Source organism: Pseudoalteromonas sp. XMcav2-N (assembly GCF_024124545.1).
Classification (GTDB): Bacteria; Pseudomonadota; Gammaproteobacteria; order Enterobacterales; family Alteromonadaceae; genus Pseudoalteromonas.
Genome location: NZ_JAMXSF010000016.1, coordinates 35936 through 55726, shown reverse-complemented (window position 1 = coordinate 55726; position 19791 = coordinate 35936). Strand labels below are relative to the sequence as shown.

General features: G+C 47.7%; 18 protein-coding genes, 1 other RNA gene and 1 pseudogene. 10 read left to right on the top strand and 10 right to left on the bottom strand.

Going from position 1 to position 19791, the window contains the following annotated elements; genetic code table 11:
• Positions 1-143 precede the first annotated feature (143 nt).
• The 5 genes from NH568_RS18480 (at position 144) to NH568_RS18460 (ending at position 3831) form a co-directional block, all read left to right on the top strand.
• Positions 144-809 carry a hypothetical protein gene (locus tag NH568_RS18480; protein ID WP_138552417.1) on the top strand — a complete coding sequence of 222 codons (666 nt, stop codon included), beginning with the start codon at positions 144-146 and terminating at the stop codon, positions 807-809.
• Between the two features lies 1 nt (position 810).
• The gene (locus tag NH568_RS18475) at positions 811-2262 is read left to right on the top strand and encodes a M48 family metalloprotease (protein ID WP_253049661.1); all 1452 of its coding nucleotides are present in this window, start codon (positions 811-813) and stop codon (positions 2260-2262) included.
• Between the two features lie 216 nt (positions 2263-2478).
• Entirely contained in the window at positions 2479-2826 is a 348-nt protein-coding gene (gene arsC / locus NH568_RS18470) for an arsenate reductase (glutaredoxin) (RefSeq protein ID WP_253049659.1), read from the top strand.
• Between the two features lie 4 nt (positions 2827-2830).
• Positions 2831-3382: an NAD(P)H:quinone oxidoreductase gene (gene wrbA / locus NH568_RS18465; RefSeq protein WP_054017103.1), complete on the top strand. Its 552-nt coding sequence runs from the start codon at positions 2831-2833 to the stop codon at positions 3380-3382.
• Positions 3379-3831 carry a DUF2069 domain-containing protein gene (locus NH568_RS18460; protein WP_253049651.1) on the top strand — a complete coding sequence of 151 codons (453 nt, stop codon included), beginning with the start codon at positions 3379-3381 and terminating at the stop codon, positions 3829-3831. The genes wrbA and NH568_RS18460 overlap by 4 nt, the downstream gene beginning before the upstream one ends.
• A gap of 62 nt (positions 3832-3893) precedes the next feature.
• Here NH568_RS18460 and NH568_RS18455 read toward each other — a convergent pair whose 3' ends face one another.
• Together NH568_RS18455 and NH568_RS18450 are read right to left on the bottom strand one after the other, a co-directional pair.
• Positions 3894-4217, bottom strand: a complete 324-nt coding sequence (locus tag NH568_RS18455; protein WP_253049649.1) for an RnfH family protein — start codon at positions 4215-4217, stop codon at positions 3894-3896.
• Positions 4214-4651 carry an SRPBCC family protein gene (locus NH568_RS18450; RefSeq protein WP_046004233.1) on the bottom strand — a complete coding sequence of 146 codons (438 nt, stop codon included), beginning with the start codon at positions 4649-4651 and terminating at the stop codon, positions 4214-4216. The genes NH568_RS18455 and NH568_RS18450 overlap by 4 nt, the downstream gene beginning before the upstream one ends.
• Positions 4652-4780: 129 nt before the next feature.
• Between NH568_RS18450 and smpB the strand changes: the two genes are divergently transcribed.
• Positions 4781-5260: an SsrA-binding protein SmpB gene (gene smpB, locus NH568_RS18445; RefSeq protein ID WP_239399939.1), complete on the top strand. Its 480-nt coding sequence runs from the start codon at positions 4781-4783 to the stop codon at positions 5258-5260.
• Positions 5261-5324: 64 nt separating this feature from the next.
• Here smpB and fabB read toward each other — a convergent pair whose 3' ends face one another.
• Positions 5325-6539 carry a beta-ketoacyl-ACP synthase I gene (gene fabB, locus NH568_RS18440; RefSeq protein ID WP_253049647.1) on the bottom strand — a complete coding sequence of 405 codons (1215 nt, stop codon included), beginning with the start codon at positions 6537-6539 and terminating at the stop codon, positions 5325-5327.
• Positions 6540-6719: 180 nt separating this feature from the next.
• Between fabB and mnmC the strand changes: the two genes are divergently transcribed.
• Positions 6720-8705: a bifunctional tRNA (5-methylaminomethyl-2-thiouridine)(34)-methyltransferase MnmD/FAD-dependent 5-carboxymethylaminomethyl-2-thiouridine(34) oxidoreductase MnmC gene (gene mnmC, locus NH568_RS18435; protein ID WP_253049645.1), complete on the top strand. Its 1986-nt coding sequence runs from the start codon at positions 6720-6722 to the stop codon at positions 8703-8705.
• A 44-nt stretch (positions 8706-8749) separates the two neighbouring features.
• Here the strand turns inward: mnmC and NH568_RS18430 are convergent, their stop codons facing one another.
• Positions 8750-9625 (bottom strand): OmpA family protein, encoded by an 876-nt coding sequence (locus NH568_RS18430; RefSeq protein ID WP_253049644.1) that lies wholly within the window; start codon positions 9623-9625, stop codon positions 8750-8752.
• A gap of 283 nt (positions 9626-9908) precedes the next feature.
• On the opposite strand from NH568_RS18430, the gene rnt reads away from it, so the two are divergent.
• Complete coding sequence (gene rnt / locus NH568_RS18425) at positions 9909-10574, top strand: ribonuclease T (RefSeq protein ID WP_253049642.1); 666 nt, start codon at positions 9909-9911, stop codon at positions 10572-10574.
• Positions 10575-10623: 49 nt separating this feature from the next.
• Here the strand turns inward: rnt and NH568_RS18420 are convergent, their stop codons facing one another.
• Positions 10624-12258, bottom strand: coding sequence for a FapA family protein (locus tag NH568_RS18420; protein WP_253049640.1), 1635 nt, complete (start codon positions 12256-12258; stop codon positions 10624-10626).
• Between the two features lie 587 nt (positions 12259-12845).
• Here NH568_RS18420 and ssrA point away from each other — a divergent pair.
• Positions 12846-13202, top strand: a transfer-messenger RNA (tmRNA) gene (gene ssrA, locus NH568_RS18415).
• A 108-nt stretch (positions 13203-13310) separates the two neighbouring features.
• Here the strand turns inward: ssrA and NH568_RS18410 are convergent.
• The 4 genes and pseudogenes from NH568_RS18410 to NH568_RS18395 all read right to left on the bottom strand — a co-directional run bounded on the left by NH568_RS18410 (position 13311) and on the right by NH568_RS18395 (position 16231).
• Positions 13311-13643: a transposase gene (locus NH568_RS18410; RefSeq protein WP_253049638.1), complete on the bottom strand. Its 333-nt coding sequence runs from the start codon at positions 13641-13643 to the stop codon at positions 13311-13313.
• Between the two features lie 649 nt (positions 13644-14292).
• Positions 14293-14565, bottom strand: a pseudogene (locus tag NH568_RS24090) (hypothetical protein); the annotation flags it as partial.
• A 112-nt stretch (positions 14566-14677) separates the two neighbouring features.
• Entirely contained in the window at positions 14678-15028 is a 351-nt protein-coding gene (locus NH568_RS18400) for a hypothetical protein (protein ID WP_253049635.1), read from the bottom strand.
• A 303-nt stretch (positions 15029-15331) separates the two neighbouring features.
• Entirely contained in the window at positions 15332-16231 is a 900-nt protein-coding gene (locus tag NH568_RS18395; RefSeq protein WP_253049633.1) for a sulfite exporter TauE/SafE family protein, read from the bottom strand.
• Between the two features lie 391 nt (positions 16232-16622).
• On the opposite strand from NH568_RS18395, the gene NH568_RS18390 reads away from it, so the two are divergent.
• Entirely contained in the window at positions 16623-17459 is an 837-nt protein-coding gene (locus tag NH568_RS18390; protein WP_253049631.1) for a hypothetical protein, read from the top strand.
• A gap of 72 nt (positions 17460-17531) precedes the next feature.
• On the opposite strand, the gene NH568_RS18385 is transcribed toward NH568_RS18390, so the two are convergent.
• The gene (locus NH568_RS18385; protein ID WP_253049629.1) at positions 17532-19745 is read right to left on the bottom strand and encodes a hypothetical protein; all 2214 of its coding nucleotides are present in this window, start codon (positions 19743-19745) and stop codon (positions 17532-17534) included.
• Between the last annotated feature and the right edge of the window lie 46 nt (positions 19746-19791).

Genomic DNA, 19791 nt, shown 5'->3' with positions numbered 1-19791 from the left:
TATTTAATTCTACTTTCAACCTATTACAACTCTTTTGCTGTACCTTAGCACGTTTCGGATTTACTCTGTCTGCAAACCGTATAGCCTGAACTCGGTCAATGCGTTATCCTTATAACAGAGATAGTGTTTTTTCGGATTTTCACATGCCTGGTGCGAACAACAAGGCGCGTTTGCCTGACAACCCAACCTTAAAAGAAATAAACTGGTTTAAAAAACAAATTAACTGGGGTGAGTTGCCGCCATTTTATCATCTTGTCGCCTCTTCGGTTAGCGAAGGTGAAGGGATTTTTCAACATGGATTTGATCATGCCGTTAAACGTTTATTAGACAAACGGAACTGGAACTTATCTTTGCTTGGTGGATATGAAGATCAAAACGGCCTTATTCACTGTGATAAAGCGCCTGCTTTATCTCTTCATCAGGTATTTACAGATCGCGGGTTTGAGTTGTGGGCCTACCCTATTGCCAAGGGGGTCAAAGTAGACAGATACCTAAAAGACAATAAATATCTTGAGTTTAACGTCTGGGATCCACATACCATGAAAGTCCTGTTGCGTTTCAATCAACTCCATAAATTTATTGCTTTTTATTTTGACCGGGGCGATACCGCAGACAAAGCGCTGATCCTGCATGCGCACAAAGTGGTACATAAAACATTGACCATGCTGCAACGAGAATTGAACGTTATTAAGGTTGATGGGGTCTCAATAAAAGACTTTTATATGTTATGCGAAAAAGACGCCCGGGCATGCAGCGATGAAGTGGACATTGCCAAGATCATGCTCGGCGATGATATAAATAAGGATTAGAATGCAGTTAAAAAAACTGTTTCAGGCATCTGTTTGTGCCCTGTCACTGACTGTTTCGACCTCAGGCTTCACTCAGTCCTCATTGAAATTACCTGATTTGGGCACTTCTGCGGTACAAGTGCTCCCCATAGATAAAGAACAAGCCATCGGCGAAATCATGATGATGCAGATCCGCTCAGGCTCAAAGCTTGTGCAGGATCCAGTGCTTGATGAATACCTCTCAGCGCTGGGCAATAAACTGGTTGCCAATGCCAATGATGTACGCTTTCCCTTTTCATTTTTCTGGGTTAACAATAAAGACATAAACGCCTTTGCGTTTTATGGTGGGCATGTTGGCGTACACACCGGATTGATGGCACAGGCCGACAACGAAAGCCAATTTGCGTCTGTACTGGGTCACGAGATAGCCCACGTAACCCAACGTCACCTGGCACGGAGGATCCAGCAAGCCAAAGACAACAGCGCTTTGACAATTGCGGGTATGATCACGGGTATTCTGGCCACCGTGATTGCCCCCGATGCAGGCATGGCTATCCTGTCTGCCAGTTCAACTCAGTCTGCGCTAAACCAGCTAACCCACAGTCGAAAGGCCGAGCAAGAAGCTGACCGCTTTGGCATGCAAACCTTATACAATGCAGGTTTCGACCCAGGTGCATCCAGTGAGTTTTTGAGCAAACTAGCCGCACAGGTAAGATTCAAGAACAAAGCCCCCGTCTTTTTAATGTCTCACCCGTTACCCGACTCCCGGGTGTCAGACGTACGTCTGCGTGCGCAGCAATATCAGCAAAGGTATGTGCCAAGAAGCCAACAATTTCAGCTTGCTAAAAGTCGGGTTATCGCCAGATACCAACTGGAAGGTGAAGCAGCACAAGCCTATTTTGAACAGGCACTAAGACAATCCTCCGACCTGGACAAAAGTGCGCTTGAATACGGGCTGGCCATCACTTACCTGGATCAGAAAAAATTGGACAAGGCACAAAGTGTGATGGACAAGCTATTAAATGCTGATCCGAACAACCTCTTCTACCTTGACGTATACACAGATCTGCTGCTGGCAAAAAAAGACTATACAGCTATCACTAAGCTATTAGCCGAAAAACATGAGCTTAGGCCCAACAATCAGGTTATCACGCTCAATTATGCCAATGTCGCGATTAAGAGCGAGCAATATGAACTGGCCGAGCAACTTCTGAAAGTCTTTTTACTGGAAAAACCGGGGCATGTGCTAGCGCGGCAGCTGCTCACGGATGCCTACAAGAAAATGGAATCCAAAGCGGACTATCATGAGAGTCAGGCGAGCTTACTTAGCCACTATGGCGCCTTTATGCGGGCAGCGGACGAAATTCAGAAGGCACTTAATCACGTTGAAAAGGAAGAAACCGTACGTCGTTTGCGCTTAAAAGCGTTACTGACTCAGTATCGGGATATGCAAAAAGAACTGGCTAAGCTCTAAAGCAATCAGTCCCCCTGAGCGTAAACTGGAAAAGTAATACGCTCAGGGCACATCCATTCGAGCACCGACTCACCTCATCACTAAAAGCTGGGCAAGAGGCCGCCCTGTTTTACTTCATACAGCAGCGACTCAACCTGAAAAACGTAGGCATGGCTTGCAGGATACGGTACAATTTGCGCTGAATCAGATAAGTATTAATACCGTAAAGGATCTTATATGTCAGTTACGATTTACCACAACCCACGCTGTTCAAAATCTCGTGAAACACTGGCTCTACTGGAGTCACGTGACGTTCAACCTGAGGTTGTCGAATATCTTAAAACGCCTATCAGTGAAGACACCCTGAGTGCTCTGCTACAAAAGTTAGGCTTTACCTCTGCACACCAGTTGGTACGCAGCAAAGAAACAATTTATAAAGAGCTGGGCCTGAGCAAAGACAGTGACGAAGCGCGTATTCGTCAGGCAATGCTGGAAAACCCCAAGTTGATCGAAAGACCAATCGTCGTGAAAGGTGACAAAGCCGCCATTGGCCGTCCACCTGAATCCGTTCTGGATATTCTGTGATCCTATGCCAGAGATCTTAGTTTTATATCATTCCAGCCATGGCTCTGTTGCAGCCATGGCACATGAAATTGCAGAAACCCTGGAGTTTCATGGTGCACAAGTCAGACTGCGCACTTTTGTTGCAAAACAGGCCCATGACATTGTGGTGTCTAAGCAAGATCTCATTGACTGCGATGCGCTGGCCTTTGGCACACCAACGCGCTTTGGGATGATGGCATCGCAGGCGAAAACCTTCTGGGAAACAACCAGTGATATCTGGCTTAAAGGCCAGCTTATCGATAAACCAGCGTGTGTGTTTTCTTCTTCCAGTAGCATGCATGGCGGTAATGAAGCGACCCTGCTGAACCTGTCCTTGCCCCTGCTACACCACGGCATGTTGTTGATGGGTGTCCCGTATGATGTACCTGAGTTGCTGTCGACTACCAGTGGCGGCACGCCGTATGGCGCAACCCATGTAGCCGGTATGGACAACAGCAGCGAGCTGACGGATACGGAGCTGAAAATCTGTAGGGCACTTGCAAAACGACTCTTTACCATTAGCAATAAATTATCATGAGCCAGATCCCCAAAAAACCTGTTACAAAACGCTTTCAGGCCTCAGCCCTTATTGGGTATGTGGGCTTGTTAATTCTCATGCCCTTGTGGTTGTTTGTGTTGGCACCGCGTGAAGGCTACAGCACAGGCTTTGTATTTGCGGTGTATATTTTACCTCTGCTGTTACCACTGAAAGGCATTATTCAGGACAAACCTTACACTTATGCCTGGGCCAACTTCATCGTGTTGATTTACTTTACACACGGGCTAACCTTGTTATGGGTGTCTCCCGAAGAAATGCCCTTGATCTTACTCGAGTTGTTTTTTGCCACCTGTATGTTTATTGGCTGTACCTATTACGCTAGACACCGGGGCCAGGAGCTGGGGTTGAAGATCCGTAAACTGAAGCAAGACTTAGCGGATGAAAAGGCAGCTTACGAGCAAGGTGAGCAGAAGGACGAAGAGAAATAAATCGTACAGGCCACGCCAGTGAATATTACCCATTAACTCGGTGGCCTGTTCTTATTTGAGCCTTAGTTAGACAGTGGGCGGCCACCTGTGATTTTATTGGCCCGCCCTTCATCTTTGGCCTTTTCTGCACGGCGACGACGTGCTTCTTTAGGGTCGGCTATCAGTGGACGATACACCTCAACCCGGTCCCCGGCTCGGACAACATGATTCAGCTTGACCGTTCTATTCCAGATCCCCAGACTCAAATTGGTTGGGTCAATTTCCGGACAGCGCTCTAAAATACCACTTTGCAGCACCACTTGCTCCACCGACGTCCCTTCAGCTACATCAACACTGAGCGTTGTGGCTTTGTCGGGCAAGGCAAATACCACTTCAACCTGGATCATGAACGTACTCCGTATACTATTTTGGCTCTTTGCGTAAAGGCCGATACCATGTTCTTCGCAACTTCATTGAAGATGCGACCAAATGCCAGTTCAATTAGTTTGTTGGCAAATTCAAACTCAAGCTTTAAACACACCTTACAGGCCTGCTCGTCCAGCTCAATAAACTCCCAATATCCATGTAAGGATTTAAACGGACCGTCAACCAGTTGCATTCTGACCCGATTGCCTTCGTACTGATTCTTAGTGGTAAACCATTTGGTCAGGCCCGCCTTGGAGATTTCAAGGCTTGCTGTCATGCCCTGATCCGAAGTATCAATCACCCGTGCCCCGGAACAATGAGGCAAAAAAGCGGGGTAAGCGTCAACATCATTGACCAAGTTAAACATCTCTTGTGTGCTGTACATCACTAACGCACTTTTTTCTACTTGTGGCATACGCTCTCCAAACTCTAACAAAGCGATTTTACCAAGGTTTTCAAGATTTATCTTGTTTGTGACAGGCGACTGGGGGAAAATAACGACAATTTTTGATCCGCGCCGATATACAAGGTAGACTACGCCATTATGGCAAAGAAAAAACCAAACAAATCAAATAGCAATACCATAGCGCTGAATAAAAAGGCGCGTCATGAGTATTTTTTACACGACAAGTTCGAAGCTGGTATTGAACTCCAGGGCTGGGAAGTAAAAAGCATCCGCGCCGGCAAGGTCAATATCACCGATACCTATATTCACCTTAAAGACGGCGAAGCCTATCTGCTTGCCAGTCAAATCCAACCGTTAAACAGCGCCTCAACGCACGTCATTTGTGACCCAATGCGTTATCGTAAGCTGTTGCTTAAAAAGCGCGAGATTGACCGCCTGATCGGTGCAACCGAGCGTGATGGCTTTTCACTGGTCGCCACCGCTATGTACTGGAAAAAGTGCTGGGTAAAACTTGAATTCCACCTGGCAAAAGGTAAGAAGATGCACGACAAACGCGCCGATATCAAAGACAGAGACTGGTCGCGCGACAAAGAACGTCTGATGAAACATAAAGCTTAATTGCTGTCAGACACCCATAAAAAAACCGCCTTTTGGCGGTTTTTTGGGTTAATGGCAAAAGCCATTAACCTTTGTACTTTTGCATAACCAAGGTTGCGTTGGTGCCGCCAAAGCCGAAGCTGTTCGACATCACTGTGTTCAGCTCGCGTTCGCGCATTTCAGTTACAATGTCCAGGCCTTGTGCCTGCTCATCCAGCTCATCAATGTTGATAGACGGTGCAATGAAGTTGTTTTCAAGCATCAGCAATGAGTAAATTGCTTCGTGAACACCGGCAGCACCCAGCGCGTGACCAGTCATTGCCTTAGTCGCACTGATCGCCGGAGAGTTGTCACCAAACAGCTCCTGGATAGCACCCAGCTCTTTCACATCCCCAACCGGCGTTGAAGTACCATGAGTGTTCAGGTAATCGATTGGACCTTCAAGATCCTGCATTGCCTGCTTCATACATCTCACAGCGCCTTCGCCAGACGGTGCAACCATATCATAGCCGTCAGACGTTGCGCCGTAACCTACGATTTCAGCATAGATGTGTGCGCCACGTGCCAGAGCATGCTCAAGCTCTTCAACGACCACTATACCGCCACCACCAGAGATAACAAAGCCGTCACGGTTTGCATCGTATGTACGTGAAGCCGTTTCTGGCGCTTCGTTATACTTGGTAGACAATGCACCCATCGCATCGAATTCCATAGCCAGGGTCCAGTGCAGCTCTTCACCACCACCGGCAAAAATCACATCTTGTTTGCCCAGCTGAATTTGCTCTACCGCATTACCAATACAGTGCGCAGAGGTCGCACACGCAGAGCTGATAGAGTAGTTTACACCTTTGATTTTAAACGGTGTAGCAAGACAGGCAGACGCAGTGCTGGCCATAGTACGCGGTACCATATAAGGACCAACGCGCTTTACACCTTTCTCGCGCAGAATGTCTGCGGCTTCAACCTGGTACTTAGATGAGCCACCGCCAGAACCGACGATCAGACCCGTGCGCTCATTAGAAACCTGCTCAGGGGCCAGACCTGAGTCTTCAATCGCTTGCGCCATTGAAATATAAGAAAATGCAGCTGCATCTCCCATAAAGCGATGTGCTTTACGGTCAACCAGAGACTTTACGTCAATATCCAGCTTGCCCGATACCTGGCTGCGCAGATTCATGTCTGCGAACTCTTGGTTAAAAGCGATACCACTTTTACCCGCTTTCAAAGAATCTAGTACTTCTTGCTTGTTGTTACCGATGCTTGACACTACACCGATACCCGTAATAACGGCTCTTCTCATGGGTAATTCCCTTAGGACTTTTTAAATTTACGCGTATTCTACGCTGAAACCAGGCACCAAGTGGTCAGCTTTCCAGCGTACACACGTACTCTGAACTGATATTTGTTAAAATGCAACGGACGAACGCAAATAAAATCCGTAAAATAGGCATCAATTTAGTAGCGAACTTTTAGACACATTATGATACGCAACGCCCAGATACACTTTAACGACGCAGGCACGCCGGTTGCCGACAGCTTTGACGATGTCTACTTTTCGAACGACGACGGTCAGGCAGAGTCGGATTATGTTTTTTACACACAAAACAAGCTCAATACCCGATTACTCAACCATGACAGGGACCACTTCGTGGTTGCCGAAACCGGATTTGGCACAGGGCTGAATTTTCTTAATACCTGGGCTCAGTTTCAGCGCCTGAAAACACAGCGCAACGTTCAGCGTCTTTATTTTATTTCATTTGAAAAATACCCCATCAAGATTGAAGATTTACGACAAGCTTTAAAAGCATGGCCAGATTTGTCGGATCAAGCACACCAATTGTGCGTACAATACCCGGATGCCGTTGAAGGCTGTCATCGCCTTGAGTTTGATGGTGGTGAAGTCATTCTGGATCTGTGGTTTGGCGATGTACATACCTCCTTACCTAAACTCTCGTATGCGCCCAGTGGCCTGGTGGATGCCTGGTACCTGGATGGCTTTGCCCCCAGCAAAAACCCGGATATGTGGCAACAATCTCTGTTTGATGCCATGGCAGCACTGAGCCGTACCAATGCCACCTTCGCCACCTTTACCGCTGCGGGCTTTGTCAGAAGGGGCTTACAGCAAGCCGGTTTTGACTGTCAAAAAGTCAAAGGCTACGGCCGCAAACGGGAAATGGTGATCGGTCAGTTCAATGCGGCAAACCTTGAGGCAACCAACCCTGAATACTATCGTCACCCTGCTCGCAAGCTTGAGCATGTTGCCATCATTGGCGGCGGGATTGGTTCGGCCTGTTTAAGCTATCAGCTTGCCAAACGCAACATCAGCACCACCTTGTTTTGCAAGGATGAAACCCTTGCCGGTGGTGCATCGCACAATCGCCAGGGTGCCGTCTACCCCAACCTGCAGGCCGAGTACAGCACCACCAGTGAGCTGTATGCCCTAAGCTTTTTGTATGCACGGCGCTTTTATCAGCAAATCGAAGCGGCTGGCTTTAACTACGACCATGACTGGTGTGGTGTATTGTTGCAAAGTGTGACCGATGGCAAACGGACACAGCACCAGAAAATTGCCAGCAGTGATTTGTTTCCAGAATCATTAATACGCTATGTCTCGGTAACAGAAGCACAAAAGCTGGCCAATATAGACACCCCGTTTGACGGCCTGTTTATCGAACAGGCCGGCTGGGTTAGCCCCCCTCAGTTGACCGAAGCCGTCTACAACGCAGCACAGGCCAAGTGCCCGGGTCAGCAGCACTTTAATGCTGATGTCAGCGAACTCGACAAGCGTGAGGATGGTTGGTATCTGCTCGTTAATACTCAGTGGCAGGGGCCGTTTTCTGACGTCTTTGTATGTGGCGGTGAGCACAGCGATGGGTTTGCTCAGACACAACACTTAGGATTGCATGGTGTGCGGGGCCAGGTTTCTCATATCCGGGCCGGCGAAGCCTCTTCCGCGCTCACGACAGTGTTATGCCACAAAGGGTACTTTACACCCAGCCTGCAGGGCGAGCATTGTATGGGCGCGACGTTTGAAAAATACAGCAAAGGCCGGGAAGTCACTGAGCAGGATAATGCCACCAACCGCGCTCAGTTACAGGGCTTTTATGGCGATACGCAGTTTGATCAGAGCCTGGGGGAGATCACAGGGGCCAAAGCGGCGGTACGTTGCTGCTTTAACGATCACTTCCCCATGATAGGTCAGGTGCCGGATCCAACCAGTCTGTGCGACGCTTTTGCCAATCTGCGCCGAGGCAAACATCATGATTTTGAACCATTAACGCAACCCCATGAAGGTCTGCATGTAGTGACCGGATTTGGCGCACGCGGATTGTGCAGTGCACCGTTGGTAACTGAGCACCTGATTGCTGCGCTGTGTGATGAACCCCGCCCGCTTAGCGAGCGACTGAATCAGGCACTGCACCCTGCCCGCTTTGTGATTCGGGATTTGATCAGGAATAAAATCTAAATAGTGTGTAATGCCATCAGGCTCCCAAAACGGGAGCCTTGCTATTATGGTTTAGAGATTTGGATCACCACGCGGCGGTTTTTATCCCGCCCGATGGGTGTATCGTTCGGCGCAACATGACGCTTCTCACCAAAGCCATCAGTGACAATTTTGTCTTCCGGTATGCCTTTTGACGCCATATAGGTTTTAATTGCTTCCGCACGCTTTTTCGACATCGCCATATTGACCGAACGGCCGCCGTAGCTGTCTGTGTACGCTGAAATATAAATTGACTCAATTTCGGGATCATTATTCAGATACTCGCCAATCATATCCAGGCGTTTGCGCGACGACTTGGTGAGCTCGCTGCTGTTAAACTTATAATTCATCACAGTAAAGGCAATGTCTTCAAAGCTGTATGGCAGTAAATTGTCGCGGCACTGCAAAAACTCCCAGTAGGCGTTTTTAAAATTCACCGAAGACAGCGCCACTGAGATTTGGTCGTGCTGGTTTTGCCAGTCCTGATAATAAAAAGTTGGATAATAACCCTTTTCAAGCTCAGTCAACATTTCCCAGGAAATGTCGTTAGTCAGTTCACCATCAAATTTCTTCAACAACTTCATCTGACCCATTACCCGGGCCGGCATACCCGCGCGCCAGGCAGGCGGCACCGATTCCAGCCCGGCAAAGTCGTAACTGTCGGGCCTTACAACCATATCCAGATTAAAGGTCAGGTCTTTGTTTTTACTTGCAGTTGCAGAGAAAATGGCTTCTCCGTAGTAAGGGACTTCATGTGATAAAGCGCACGACAACCGGGTGGCTCTGTCGACAAACCATTGCGAGCTGTCTGCCGTGGCAGAGTATTGCCGCATTGCGCCCTGTGCCTGAAGCGTCAGGATACTCAATGTCGTGGCAATGATCAGGTTTGTATTAAACTTCACGCTTTTACTCCGCTTTGAACAAAAATACCGAACGAGACGCGGCGACCGCAAACAGGGTAGCCTTTAGTTGGCGTCTTACTGAAAGTCAAAGCAATAATCGTGCCTTAAAATCAAGTTCCTGAACGGCAGAGTTCTGACACCAGAGTCTTAAACTAAACGGTATACCTGATATGACGGCTGTACTGCTACCTATGCACACAGAAGCAGGAAACGCGCCACTAAGTTCGCATCTTTAATTCTGATCAGTATAATAGGCCGCTCAAATTAGTAAACCAAGCAGATTATGGCAGAACAAGAGCAAACCCTATTCGCAAAGCGCTTTCGCGGCTTTTTTCCCGTCGTCATTGACGTTGAAACCGCAGGCTTTAATAAAGACACCGATGCACTGCTGGAAATTGCCGTCAGCATGCTCAAGATGGACGACCAGGGCCTGCTCAGCCTGGACCACACGGTTCATTTCCATGTTGCGCCTTTTGAGGGTGCCAATATTGAACAATCAGCGATAGACTTCAACGGTATAGACCCCTTCAGTGCCTTACGCGGCGCCGTAGACGAAGAAGAAGCAATCAAAGAGATCTGTAAAGCAGTGCGTAAAGCCCAAAAGGCCGCAGGCTGTCAGCGCTCGGTGGTGGTGGCCCACAATGCTGCGTTTGATCACGGCTTTTTAAATGCCGCCATCGAGCGCTGCAAAATCAAGCGTACCCCGTTTCATCCGTTCGTAAGTTTCGATACCACCTCGCTGGCCGGACTGGCACTGGGCCAGACGGTATTGGCCAAAGCCTGTCGTACCGCGGGAATTGAGTTTGACAACAGTCAGGCACACTCCGCACTGTATGATACCGAACGAACCGCAGAGCTGTTTTGTCATATCGTAAATAAGTGGCAGGCACTGGGTGGCTGGCCTTTACCTGACATGTCGGATGAAGAGGATGACGAGCCGGCTCAATAGCCAGGGCATAACATCATGCGCGATACCTGCCACAGGTATCGCGACAACATTATTGTGTAGCAAACTCCTGAGTGATCTTACCCTCATCAAGCAATACCGAATGCGGCGGATAAATCCGTGAGAATGACTTGCTGTCTCTGGCAATGGTAAGTTCGATACCCGGATGCATTAGCTCGTTGATTTTGATCCGGCTCATCTTTAGTAGCCGTGCCAGCTTGAGCTGTACCAGCTTCATATTGCGTTGATTACGTGCATAATGTTTGCTGAGTTGCTGCTCATTCACAGCCAGTTTACTGAGATAAGCATCACGTTTGGTGGAAGCCGGTGCTTTCTGCGCTTTGATTTGGGCCCGCTTCAGGGCAAGGGTTTTATCGGCAAGGCGCTTTTCCAGATCTTTGAATTCTTGTTGTTTTTTCTTCAGCATATGCCAATCCTGCGCCAGCGCAATACGCGTTCGGGTTCCCGACGGTGCACCCACTTCACCGGCTTCAATGCGCATGGCATCGAATACAGTACCGCCTATCAATTTACCTCTGGGCGTATCCCCTTTGCCGACCCGGATCATGCGTTTGGCTCTGAGATCGCAATGTAATACCTGACGCTCAATTAACAGGTCCTGCTCAGATTCAATATGGCAATACTGTGCATAGCCAATAGAAACGGTGCGTTTTGCTTTTATACAACAACTGAAATCTTCGCCCTCTTCGCGCTTACGACCTATCACGCCCAGCATAACTGTCACCGCGCCATTGCTTTCAAGGTGTGCAGATTCAACAAAGCCAATCACTGTGATATCACCAGACGCTTTGATTTTCATGCCGTCTTTAACATCACCACTGACAATCACACTACCATCAAACTCAATGTGGCCCGTTGTTACATCCACCTGGTCGTAACACAGCACGTCATCAACGCGAATACCGCGTGGGATAGCCACGGGCACCCCTTTGGAGTCAGCAATTAGCAGGTTAGGATCATCGGGAGAGATTTTGGTGCCTTCCGGTACCTCCAGGGCAAAGTCTTTACCCTGTTTAGGCTCAAGCACATCACCAAATACAGAATACCCTTCTTCGCCTGGCGTTGGCGGCACACGCTTCATCAGCGGACTGCCGGGGCTGACGGTAATGATGGCACCGAGGTCGCGCATATCAACCTTGCCACCGTCTTTTTGTTGCGGGCTCAGAACTCTGTCTTGCGCTGTCATACACAAACGAACAAATCTGGCGTCAGTGCCATCTTTGGCACGCTGACCATGGGCAACAATGCCACTATAGACACTACCAGGAGACTGCTCAAACTGCTGACCTAAGAAAGTATCCAGTGCTTGCTTGCTGATCCCGCGTTTTACCCCGGCCGATTTTAGCGCTTCACGGGCCTGCTCCATGGTCACCATTTTGCCGCCCCGTGCTGTCGTCAGTCGAGCTTCGGCCATCATATTGTTGTCATCGACCCGAATAGACAGCTCGGCGTCAACCGCCTTAGCTACAATTAAGGAATCCTTTTCTCTATCATCCGACGGCGAAAACAACTGCCCGATATTGGCATGTATGATATCAAAGTCGGCATAAGGAGAGCTTTCCAGCGCTTCAACAAGCTGCGCGGAACTGGCCGGAAATCCGGTATTTGCAGGGTGTTCGTTAATTGAAACGTACCCTGACTCCTCATCAAAATGAAACAAAGACATCACTTACTTCCCGAAAATTATGCATGATGTTATTAAATTTATTATGCACTACCAGGTCTATACGTAGGACAAGGGCCGCTGTGTAACCTCTGATACTGTATTGCATCCTTGCTGACAATCTGTATAGAGTCTAAACAGAAAACAGCCTGTTATGCCGTCGCCGTAAAAGCACGCATGCTTTTTAGTGCGCCAACATCAAGTCCCATCATTTTACAGTTGTACCTATATATGCAAGCTAATCTTGGCAAACAACAAAAATAATTTGGAAAAAATACAACCAAAGTGCTATATTTCCCATAATCTAAGATGCAGCCAAAATTCGAACCCAGCTAAAACAGGTACGAATCGGTAAAACTGACTTACAGCGACAAGTTAAAACAACCATCGCCTTGCCTTATTTGAGCACAACCTTCCCTAATTGTTAAGCCCAACCAGTCGCTCAACTACACAAAATATAAACGATTGTAAATGAGACTTGAGTATAAAACCGCCAAGTAGTTCTTATCACTATACTTATCGGCAAACTTAGCTTGAGCTTTAGGGATTTTATTGGGTATAATCACAATTACTGACTGAAAGAGATTTCAGGGGCTGATTAGGATTCGACAGGATTCATGAAGCCTGAGGTGCATGTCGAGGGGCGGTTGGCCTCGTAAAAAAGCCGCATTTAAAGTAATCGCAAACGACGATAACTACGCTCTAGCGGCATAATAGCCCGCTAGCACTCCTCCATGAAATGCTTGTGGTTCTGGTTCTGGAGTGTCACCCTACACAAGATCGCTACGGAAACCCTGGCCGGGGTTGAAGGGCTAAAACTAAGCGGCCTCGCCTTTACTTATCGTGTTCGTCCGAGACTTAAAGGTTAACCAAAAGACGATACTAAACATGTAGGACCGAAGGTCGACGCTTTCTGGACGGGGGTTCAAATCCCCCCAGCTCCACCAATAAATAAGCCTCCGCATTTGCGGGGGCTTTTTTTATGGGCTTTTGCCACAGACGCTCTGCACAATGCAAGACCTGACCCTTGAATTCGCTGACCCTTGAATTCGCTGTTACGGGCATGTCCATTCTTCCACAACTGCGCGATGCACCTTGGAGGGATCACTGCGTCGGCCTTTTTGGCTGCCACTTCGGCATAACAGCCTCGGGTCATAAGCGCCATCCGCTTTGACCGAGCTGACCTTCCTGCGCAATGGCCTGAGTAAGTCGCCTAGAACTTCTGAATCAGCTACGGAGATTGTGGATAACTCAGCACCTACGATTTGGTGCGTATTTGCATCAATGGCCAGGTGTAACTTTCGCCAGGTCCGGCGTTGGTTCACACCATGTTTTCTTGCGTGCCACTCGCCGTTTCCGTATACCTTCAAACCGGTGCTATCAACCACGATATCAATGCCTGCGGATGCACAAGAATTTGGTCTGTAACGAACTGCCAGCTCAGAGAAATGATTAGCTAGCCCTTTGCCGCCGTGATGTTGCGTGTTGTTCTACTGAGTAATTGCATCCTCGGAAAACCACAGCTGGATGTTGCCTCTGGCCATAAGAGCTTTGTTGTATTCACGCCAGTTAGTGATACGCTTTTCTTTCAACGTTCAGTCTCGGTGTCTGCGTTTGATATCTGCTCATACAAGGCAGGATTAGTTCAATGATTTAAGAAACAACGCAGACTTTACCCGAATCCCTGTTTACTCAAGCCAAAAATAACACCAACCAGTGAATAGGCAACAAGTGAGCTTCAAAACCTAAAGTACATGTTATTTGTCAACGGTTTTGATCGGCCCCATTTTTCAGTCTGCACAATTACTTCTTGGCCTGTGGGTAAATCAGAGCAGACAACGCTGGTCGTATAACAGCCAGTATAAAGACTATCATTACAAGTGCACCCATAAGCAACCTCTGGGACTGCATAAACCAGGGTTGCTCCCACAAGGGTTTCACTTTTTTCTCCCCAGCCTGATCTTCCAGTAAGGTGCATGCCTCTGGTAATCCGGTGAATAGAGCTTTTTCAGGGTATTCGAGCACGAATCCGGCTCTGGCCAGTGCCAGGCGCGCCTGATCGGCATCTCGCTTAAGAACATATAAAATATGCTCAGACAGTTCAGCCCTGTAGGTAATATCATGCATTTCAAGGATGTCGACTATTTTAACGGCATCAACCACCCGCATATCCTGCACCAATGGCCTGTATTCAGGTGTGCGTGCCCAGTTAATAATGAATATGCATGCCAAAATAGATACAGCCAATACTGCAAGCAGTAAATATTGCCTGGGTATAGTAAACGTATGGGTGGGATTGGAGTGATCCATGTTTAATCCTTGGAAAAAATAAAAGCCATTTGCTTTGTTTGATATTTCACGGCGGTATTCGGTTAACCCGATAGGCGGCTTACGTGGAAGCCTGATGCTGTCTTTACCACGTCTACAGCTGTGTATCTGATTCTTCAGCTTTGCGTTTGGCTTCTATCATTGCCAACACTCTTTGTTCTTTCATTTCTGCATTGCTTTGTTCAAGTAGTTCATCGCTGAAGGTGGTATCCACAAAGTTACTGCGTGGCTTAAAAAGAAAACACAGTAGGTCCTCAAGCCAGTGTGTTGCTTCCTCTACCTCACCTTCAGCCGTTTCTTTATCATCTTCGGGTTCCAGGCTTTTTATGTGCGTGTAGAGTTCTATTGCTCTTTCGGGATATGCGTCCTCATCTACGCTAAGCCAGGCTTCTTTTAGCTCGCTGAGCGAATAGGTTGAATAATCAATGTCTTTTCTTAATATCAATGCTGCATCCTTAATGGAATTTGATATCTGCCCACTATCAATATTGCCGTAAAATACCATCGTTGAGCATTTTTCGCTATTGGGTCCTGCCTCATAAAAAGTAATGGGCGCTGGGTTAGGCTTCATTGCCTGATATTGCCCCGCTCTCGATGTCTGGTTAACCATAATCGGAGACGGTTTTTAAAAAAGCCAGTGCGCTTCCTTCTCACACTTATACTTGCTGCCACTCAACAGCTGATAGTTTTATCAGTACACTCCATGGTTACAGACCCCGCATGTCAGCTCTACACAGGCTATTTCTACCTACAGATACAGTCTGACACACTCATACGCTGTGAACCCGGTCTCCAGTGCGATAAGCAGCAATAACATGTTAACCACGCCGCGCTCAGGTAATTTTGCACACACCAGCGCCCCCAGTGGTGCACCGAGGATCACCACTGGGATGGCTGCATGCACCATGAGCTGGATCTCGGGTGTGAGCGTGTCCAGTACCAGCATATTCGTCATCGTGCCCACAACAGAGGTGATGGCCATAATGATCACGCTGGTTGCCGTGGCAACCTTGATGTCTTTTTTCAGCATTAAAACCAGGTAGGCAAAAATAAAAATGTCGGCTCCGGATCCCACCAGGCCACTTGCCAGCCCACCAATAAGTCCAACCAAAGGGATATACTGATAGTCAGTTGAGCTCTCTGTCAAATGAGACTGAATGCCCACTCTGAGCTGCTTTATCAGGGTCACCGCAAACAAAATCAGCAGTACGCTGAATAAGGATTTGATTGCCAACCTTGGCAGCAGGTCGCTCAATAGCGTCAGGCTAACAATTACGCCTGGGATCGCCCCCAGCAGCGCCGAATATACAACTCTATGATAAAAACGGATCTTAAAAAACAAGATAGTCAGTGTCGCGGCCACCATGCCAAAGGACTGAATACCCAACGAAAACACCTTCGCAGTCGACGGCTCAACAGACAGCACTTTGGTCATGACGGGAAAGGCCACTGCCCCGCCACCAAGCGCCGTGCCGCCGGCAATAAATGAACCAAATACCATGGTCAGCGCTATCTGTATCTGCTGATAGAAGTTGCTCACAGCCAGATCCGGGCCAAGGCTTAACAGCCAGCAAAAAAGCAGACAGGGGTAGACCAGTAGTGGTACAGAGCGTTTTGATATTTTCTGACGGATGGTGTTTTGCAGCATACTTTCTCCTTAAGCGGCCACATTGTATCCTTGATGTCTGCCAGATTGGAACAATCACGTTTACCGAAAACCAAAATATCCTGATTAGATAATGGTGTGAAACCACAGGCCAGGCTCTTTGCACAAAAATTTAATGCCAACAAACGTGATTGCGCGGCCATGAGGATAAGGTTTGGGCCGTCGCGGCTGGAACATAGTGTTTTCTCTATTCAATCGTTCATGCAACAGGCTCCTTATAGCGCCCTCGCTTATATCGTATTGAATAGTTTTTTGAAAAGGCTATGCTGCCAACTGTGATATAAAACAAACTTTATACCCTTAAAGCCTTCTTAATTATTGGTTTGTCCCTTAAAATGGGTTACCGGAAACAAGGATAATTTAAGGAATAACGATGTTTACCAATAAAAACCCCCAGTTTTTACTGAGTGCGCTGGCACTGGCTGCCTGCTCTGCAACAGCGCAAAGTGATGGACTGATCCTCAAACAAGATAGCCTCAGAGACAACCTGCTAACTCAGGATAAACTGACAACCTTTACACCTGAGTTTCGTGGTACGCATTTTATTGCCACAGACAGTCAGGGCAGCATCATCTCGGGCAGCCAGGTACACAGTGCTCAACCTCAGATCAACGCACCAGACAGCACTAAGTACATTACCTTTGATGTGATCAACAACGACGGAATAAAAGCCACCTACTATGGCACACCGTCACTGGATTTCAACGGCTGGTACGGACACTGGGTCGATGTCACTGAGCAAAGCGGCGATTTCGAGTTGACCATAGGAGATGGTACCGTGCCCAACCGCGCTTGCCAGCTGGCAGATGAGAAAGTTGATATCAGCGCTTTTGAAGTCGCGACCACCAGCCATGGCAGCATTAATCACCTGAATGATGGTGTCGTGGTCTACAGCTACAACCACGTCTGGTTTTCCAAAGAAAATCAGGAGTCAGTTTATGTGACTTTGCCTCAGGCAGAGGCGGTATCTAAAATCGCACTTGCCCAGGGCTACAATCACACCACAACCTGGATCACCACCAGCTGGAAACTGTTTGGTAGTAACGATCAACAGGTTTGGACACCCATTGGGTCAGGCGACAAGCCCGACTTCCCGGCTATGTCTGAATACTGCCTGGACTCAAAGGCACACTATCAGTACTACCGCCTTGATGTCTCAAATGATCTGGGCAATTACCTGAGCTTAGGTGAGCTGGAACTGTTTAAGTAGTGCTGCACAGGTATAGTGGTCAGGTCCTTCTGACCACTATAAAAAGTGTATGAAGTTTAGGACCTGGTGCGACTAGATTACACTTGTAACCTCCTCTGCAAGCCCTATGTATTGTTTCGGGATAGACTGCTGCGTGTATGGTGTGTCTGGCGTCCAGTCCGATGGCCAGCTGTTGCTGAAAGTCCAGGCATTCAAGCTTTGCAGGCGAGTCTGCAGTTGTTCCAGGTTCTCCCGCAAACTATAACAGGACGCTACATTGGTACTAACCGACATGCCATGCCAGGCAGACTCCTTACCGCCGTTAATACCAATGGCAGCAGAAAATGGGATTGGATAGCAAATGACCTTATCCTCCAGCCCTGTCAGCACTTTACGCTCCGTATCTAACTTAAATCTAAGATATTTGGCCTTACCCGGTTTTGAGAACACCACTTCATTGTCATAGATAGAACTCATTGCGCCCCGTTCTGGTCCAAATAGCCATACATCGCCTTCCATTGTGATAAGGGGCAATAAGGAATAGAACCGGCTGAATTTCCAGTAATCATTGTCTTTAGCTCGAAACGAACAAGAGTCCAAATAGTAGGCTTGACGCTTATCGGAGCCTCCTGGTACCTTTTCAAAACTCACAGATTTATCGTCTTTGAGTAGACCCAGACCCAGCTCACAGTCCCTCAGGAATCCATTGTCATTCCAGGTTTTATAGATTTTTCGTGCTTCTTCCCCTAACCCGTCAACTATCGAGCTAACATTTGCGTTAGAAAGTTGTAGCTCCCCTGCCCCATGGGAAAATGCGTTGGCTATGTCTGACGTTCTGACTTTATCAGTCAGATTAGTGATCCCCGAATTATGCGCAATAGTATAGATTTTGTTCAGCGCTTGAAAATCCTGAAGCATTACCCGGATTTTCAAAGAACTGATGTCGCCTACATTTTTTACGTTGTTATCAAAACCGCGCGCCAGCCAGGGGAAAATATCTGACCAGTTTGAGATCCACACGCCCAGAGGGACACACCCTTCCGGAGTTGCAGGGGCACCTGAAGAGACAGGCTCAACAGCGTGTGACACAGCTGAGGCTACCATTCCCGCCCTACTCTGAAGACGCGCTTTTTCAACATGGGTATCCAGCTGATTATCCTGACCCAACGTATCAATACTGTTATCACTAACCTGCTTAATGGTACTATTTAATCCAGATACATCCGCTTTTTCTTTTGCATCTTTCATAAACTGCTCAAGCGTTAAACTTCTGTCTTTTCGTTTAGCCTCATCATAGGCAGAAGCCACAGCCAGTGCCTCAAGCCCTTTTAAGTCCTTTATTTTTCCCACGCGACTGGCCACACTCTCACTTACCAGAGGTTTTTCAAATGGGGGGATCTTAGGTGTATCTTTGATAGACAAGCTAGGGGCTTTGGCCATGACCTCCACATCCGCTAGCTCCTTGTAACTTTTGCCTGCAAGTTCATTAAACCAAGTGTCAATAGCCGTTTCTAACTTAGAGCCACTACAAAACGATTTACACGTTACTTTGACCTTGGCATCACTGCTGGAGTTACTTCCGGCATAGGTCGTTTTGACATTGACATTAACAGGGTTGAGTGCCCCAGAATAAGAAAAGCTGGCTTCACCACCGTATTGCCATGAGCTGTCTTCGGTTTCAGACTCCATCTTCATTTGCACCCAGCCACAAGCCCCCCACAGCACCCCAACGACCAGGCCATCGCCATATCCACTGTTAAACTCGTTGCAGGCGTGGATCCACTCATTGATGCTTGCAGTGAGCTCGGGATACTTTGCAGGGTCATTCAACGCAGTCTGAATATCAACATCAAGCCGGCCAGCCTCAGCCATTACCTCATTGTATGCATCAAGTGCCTTAATACAGGCTGCATTTGCACCACTATTTAAGCTTTCAAGAAAGCTACCTACAGTGAGGTTTTCAAAATCAATATATTCAATACCTGCTTGAGACATTGCATTATAGTTTACTGTAATCGATTTATTAGACTGCGCAACGGCGTTACCTGCATACGCAGCCAAAGAGGCCTTAAACTGGCTTATGCCTGAGACGCCATAAGCGCCAGACATACCAAAAGAGCCTTCATTCATGTGACCTTGATATACATAACTACTTTCACCCGACATGAATTTGTCGGATTTTTCCTGCGCTACCATCTGGCTCACATTTTTGTTTAGCACACTGTGTTTAAACTGCGCGGTTGAAGATGAAAACACCTTTGAACCAATAGTGACACCAGTCAGTGGGTTCTGAGTGGCAGATTCCATAATTTTATTCCTGTTTAATCGGTAAACTCTGATAGGAACTATCAGC